This is a genomic window from Bradyrhizobium sp. (assembly GCF_049519115.1).
Classification (GTDB): domain Bacteria; phylum Pseudomonadota; class Alphaproteobacteria; order Rhizobiales; family Xanthobacteraceae; genus Bradyrhizobium.
Genome location: NZ_JBEKRB010000143.1, coordinates 1 through 4671 on the forward strand (window position 1 = coordinate 1; position 4671 = coordinate 4671).

7 protein-coding genes and 1 pseudogene are annotated in these 4671 nt (G+C 61.5%); 4 read left to right on the top strand and 4 right to left on the bottom strand.

Going from position 1 to position 4671, the window contains the following annotated elements:
• The 4 genes from ABSE61_RS35980 to ABSE61_RS35995 form a co-directional block, all read left to right on the top strand.
• The coding region (locus tag ABSE61_RS35980) for an outer membrane protein assembly factor BamB family protein (RefSeq protein WP_423875915.1) at positions 1-620 on the top strand (620 nt) is incomplete at its 5' end.
• Positions 569-1573 (top strand): outer membrane protein assembly factor BamB family protein, encoded by a 1005-nt coding sequence (locus ABSE61_RS35985; RefSeq protein ID WP_490338389.1) that lies wholly within the window; start codon positions 569-571, stop codon positions 1571-1573. The genes ABSE61_RS35980 and ABSE61_RS35985, both read left to right, overlap by 52 nt.
• Positions 1574-1633: 60 nt before the next feature.
• Positions 1634-1777 (top strand): hypothetical protein, encoded by a 144-nt coding sequence (locus tag ABSE61_RS35990; protein ID WP_423875917.1) that lies wholly within the window; start codon positions 1634-1636, stop codon positions 1775-1777.
• 35 nt (positions 1778-1812) lie between these two features.
• Entirely contained in the window at positions 1813-2082 is a 270-nt protein-coding gene (locus ABSE61_RS35995; protein ID WP_423875918.1) for a hypothetical protein, read from the top strand.
• On the opposite strand, the pseudogene ABSE61_RS36000 reads toward ABSE61_RS35995, so the two are convergent.
• From ABSE61_RS36000 to ABSE61_RS36015, 4 genes and pseudogenes are all read right to left on the bottom strand, one after another.
• Positions 2079-3094: pseudogene (locus ABSE61_RS36000) on the bottom strand (L,D-transpeptidase family protein). The gene ABSE61_RS35995 and the pseudogene ABSE61_RS36000 sit on opposite strands and share 4 nt — an antisense overlap.
• A gap of 91 nt (positions 3095-3185) precedes the next feature.
• Positions 3186-3413: a hypothetical protein gene (locus tag ABSE61_RS36005; protein ID WP_423875919.1), complete on the bottom strand. Its 228-nt coding sequence runs from the start codon at positions 3411-3413 to the stop codon at positions 3186-3188.
• A gap of 134 nt (positions 3414-3547) precedes the next feature.
• Complete coding sequence (locus ABSE61_RS36010; protein WP_423875920.1) at positions 3548-4042, bottom strand: metallophosphoesterase family protein; 495 nt, start codon at positions 4040-4042, stop codon at positions 3548-3550.
• Between the two features lie 137 nt (positions 4043-4179).
• Positions 4180-4671: substrate-binding domain-containing protein (locus tag ABSE61_RS36015; RefSeq protein WP_423875921.1), on the bottom strand; the 492-nt coding region annotated here is incomplete at its 5' end.

Genomic DNA, 4671 nt, shown 5'->3' on the forward strand with positions numbered 1-4671 from the left:
CAACGGCTGCCAGTGCTGCGCCGCCGCCAAAGGCAGCCACGCCGCTACCGGCTGGGCCGACGAGCGAGGAACTGCTGCACGCTGCGACCGATACCCGGGGCTGGCTCTATGCAAGCAAGGACTATACCGGCCAGCGTTTTGTCGCGCTCAACCAGATCACCGCGGCGAATGCTCATCAGTTGCGCGCAGCCTGCATCTATCGCTCGAACACGACAGGCTCGCTGCAGGCGAGTCCGCTGGTCTACAAAGGCACTCTGTATTTCACCATCGATAATGTCACGGTTGCGATCGATGCCGCGACCTGCCGCGAGAAGTGGACGAACACCTGGGAGCTTAAGGCGACGCCCCTGTCGAAAGCCAATCGCGGCGTCGCGCTCGCGGACGGCCGCCTCGTGCGCGGCACGCCCGACGGGTTTCTGATCGCGCTCAACATGGCCGACGGATCACTCGTCTGGAGCCAGAAGATTGCCGATCCGGCGCGCAGCCAATACCTGTCGATGCCACCGTTGATTTTGGCGACGCCATTATCTACGGCCCGGCTGGCGCGGACTGGGGCTCAAAGAACTGGATCGGGGCATTCAAACTTGCCACCGGTGAGCCGATTTGGAAGTTCAACCTGATTCCCGATGCGAACGAACCCGGCGCGGATTCTAGGAAAGATCCTGCCTCGCGCGAGCACGGCGGCGGTAGTGTGTGGACGCCTGTTGCTCTTGATGCGGAAAAGGGCGTGCTTTACGCACCGGTGGGAAATCCGTCGCCGGATTTCTACGGCCAGGCTCGTCCTGGTGATAATTTATATACCAATTCGCTTGTTGCGCTCGATGTAAAGACCGGCAAACTCCTCTGGTTCCACCAGTTCGGGCCGGGCGACGTCAACGACCGCGACCTTTCTCAAGTCAGCCCGCTGTTCAGTACGACAGTGAAGGGAAGTGCGCGCAATCTGGTCACGGTCAGCGGAAAGGATGGCCTGCTCCACCTGGTTGATCGCGATACGCACGAGCAGCTCTACGAACTACCTATCACGACGCGCACTGGTTTTGAGGAAAAGCCGTCGCTCGACGGTGCTCACGGCTGCCCCGGCCTGCTTGGCGGTATGGAGTGGAATGGCCCAGCCTACAGCCCCGATACGAAAACCCTGTACGTCGCCACCGTCGACTGGTGCGGCACTTTCACTCGACTGCCAGCCCCACCGGCTTACGCCCAAAACGCGCACTATTATGGTGGCTCGGTGACGCCCGATCCGCGCGACCAAGCACGTGGTTGGCTGCGTGCGATCGATGCGGCGAGCGGCAAAGAGCGTTGGACACAGCAATGGCCGACGCCGTTGGTCGCCGCCGTCACCGTTACGTTGGGCGGCGTGCTGTTCACCGGCGATCTGGATAACAACTTCCTTGCAATCGATGCGGCGACCGGCGAAACACTATACAAATTCAACACGGGTGGATCGGTGGGCGGCGGCGTAATCAGCAATGCGATCGGCGATAAGCAATTTGTCGCGACCACCTCCGGTGTCGTTTCCGGCTTTTTTGGTGGCACTGGCAACGCGACCATCGTGATCTTCTCGCTCCCCTGATAAGCCATGGCCGACTGATCAGCTCATCGCACGCCCTTTGCGATCCTCGAGAGATCGTGGGTGCAGCGCGTCCGCATGGCGACCTGCAATCCCGCCATCTACCAGCGCATCAACGATTTGGTGCGGGCGAAGTGCGATATCGTCATCAATAACTCGACCGGCGGCGGCATCAACGGCGACGTCGTCAACGCCGGGAACGAGTGACGTCCTGAGGGATTCGTCCCGGCTGGAGAGATTTTATGCTGATGACGACAGAGAGGCGACCCGCGATCCGGACGCTGCGCGGCTGGGCGATCAGTGTGCTGCACGAAGCGGGCGCCATTGACGAGTGCGAGGAGCACGGCTGGATGCAGGACCGCGCCGATCCGCACGCCCGCGAGCGAGCCGTCGAAGCCGCTCGCCATGATCCGCCGCCGGGCGTCTCTCCCGATGCGGCGGTAGCCGAGGTGCGGGAAGCGTTGGATTCGATCGGCGACCTTTGCCCGGAGTGCCCTACTTTGGGTACCTAGGGAGTATCTTGCTTGGTGTCGTCGACGAACGTCACTGGCGTCCCCTTGGATACCCGTTCGGCAACGCGTTCGGCGTCCCAGTTCGCCAGACGGACGCAGCCGTGCGATTCCGATTTGGACACCCGTCCGGGAAACGGGGTTCCATGGATTCCGTAGCCGTCGGCGGAAAGATTGATCCACATCGTGCCGACAGGATTGTTCGGTCGCGGCTTGATGGTGAAAGGCTTCCGGGAATGGACACCCTTGAAGTGGTAGTCGGGGTTGTAGCGACAGGTCGGATTGCGGTCGATCTCCGTTACTTTCAAGGTGCCTGAGGGCGACGGCTTCTCCTCGCTGCCGACCGTGGCGGGATAAAATCCGATCAGCGCGTTCGACTTATCGAAGAGCTGCACGGTCTGCCGGTTCTTGTCGACCTCCACCTTTGCAGCCTTCTCGGGACTTTGGTCGGCAGCGGTATCGATCACAGCGATTGTTTCCCCGGCGCGATCGAAGTGCCTTCCTGGGTTCAAGGCAGACAGCAGATCCTCGCTCATGTGAAACTTTTCGGCCAAGCCCTCGCGCGCGCTTGTGTAGGCCAGCTTCGGAAGGTCCTTCATAGCTTCCATCTTGGCGGGGAGCTTGCGAAGGAAAGGCCTGCGACGTCATTGTCGGAGATGGCGTAGCTCGTAATCACCGGACGGTCGTCCGACGCAAGCTTTCCCCAAACGTCCGTGCCGACCTCGTCGGAAGTCGCTAACTGCTGCGCCTTTTCGTAGGCCCGCAATGCCTTCTTCGCATTCTCTCCGAATTTGCCGTCGATCTCGCCCGGCGAGAAATGCGCCCGGTCAAGCAAAACCTGCAGCCTGATGCCGGCCGGGGTCGGCCTGGTATCCGACAGCGTCTTTTTCGAGGGCTCGGCGGAGTTGATCGCTGCCGCGTTCATTTCGGCACCGAACGCGGAGCCTGTCACGGACGCCAAGACAAGGCCGAAGACAAGGCCCAAGAAAATGCACCTCGGGGGAAAGAGCCTCATGCCGGCAGGTCCGCTATTCCGATAATCCTGACAGCGGTCCGATTGGCCTGCGGTACACGCCGCCGCCTGTGGCCGCCGGTTCCCATCCGGATCACTTCTGATCCGAGGGAGCCTGGGCGTTTGCCTTGTTCGGGTCGCCCTTGTTCGCTTCGTGATGGCCGACGACGCACCCGGCCGCAGCACCAAGTTTGCCGTGTCCCGCCATATGGCCGGCGACACCGCCGACGATGGCGCCCTTGATGCAGCCCTTGGCGTCCGCGGCGGGCGCGAGAGCGAACGAAATCGCGACTGCGAAAGCCGCCGCCAAAACCCATCTCATGTGCGTTCTCCGATCGTGAAGTATCTGCAGGCCAACCAATCAGGACGCACTCTGTTCCGACCTCGTCGCACCTTCCTGCGCCAATACCTCACCCAACCGCCTCCTCTGCCTCCCCATCTGGACCTGCCACCGCTCTAAGCTGACACATCCCCACGACAGGTTGATACGTCGCCGAGATCGTGGATTTCCGGCCGCAGGCCGTTCGGCGAAACGCTGATCGTCGCAAGCGTGATGGGCAGCCGGAAGCGGCGCCGGCCCGCGCTTCCTGGATTCAGGTAGAGCACGCCGTCAGCCGTGTCGATCTTCGGCACATGGGAATGACCGGACACGACGACGTCGATGCCGCGCGCGATCGGATCGATCTGCAGAGTCTTAAGATCGTGCAGAACGTAGATCGATTTTCCCGCAAGTCGCACGACCTCGGTTTCAGGGTATGCAGCAGCCCAGTCGTCGATATCCACGTTTCCTCGGATCGCGGTAACCGGGGCGATCCGACGCAACGCGTCTATAATTTCGGGACGTCCGATGTCGCCACCATGAATGATGTGATCGACGCCAGCCAGGCGACGCTCCGCCTCCGGCCGGAGCAGCCCGTGCGTGTCGGAGATGATCCCGATCCTGAAGGTCATCTGTGGCGGCGGCCCCTAGTGCGCCTCGGTTAATCTTCGATTTCGGCCATAGTCACTATCACAGCACGGTCAATCTGCTGCGCGCCGCAACGCCGCCCGCCAGCCATCGCTAGTTACCTTCCCTCGCGTGCACCCAATCACTCGACTTTCGGCTTGAGGAGTTCCTGCGAACGCGCGGAGCTCATGTTGGCCTTGGTGACAAGGGTCACGCCCGTATCGACGTTGGCCGGCACCGGTTCGCCCTTCGAGGCGGCGAGTGCGGTCTTGACCCCCTCATAGCCCATGCGGAAAGGGTCCTCCACCACGAGCCCGGTAATAATATCGTCCTGAAGGAATTTGATCAGCTTCTCGTCCGAGCCGACGCCGACGACATTGATCTTGTCGTCCGATTTCTTTTCGGCAATGGCCTGGCCTACCGCCAGCGCCATGACCGGATCCGAGACGAACACGCCGCGCAAGTCCGCTGTACTGGCGATGAGATCCTTCATGATGTTGACGCCGGTCGCTGGCTTGCCGTCGGCAGCTTTTTCGGCAACGATATCCAGTGCTCCATACTTTGCGGCGACCACCTCCTTGAAGCCCTTGGCGCGTTGATCGAGCGAGGCAATTCCGGGCATGGCGGTGATGAT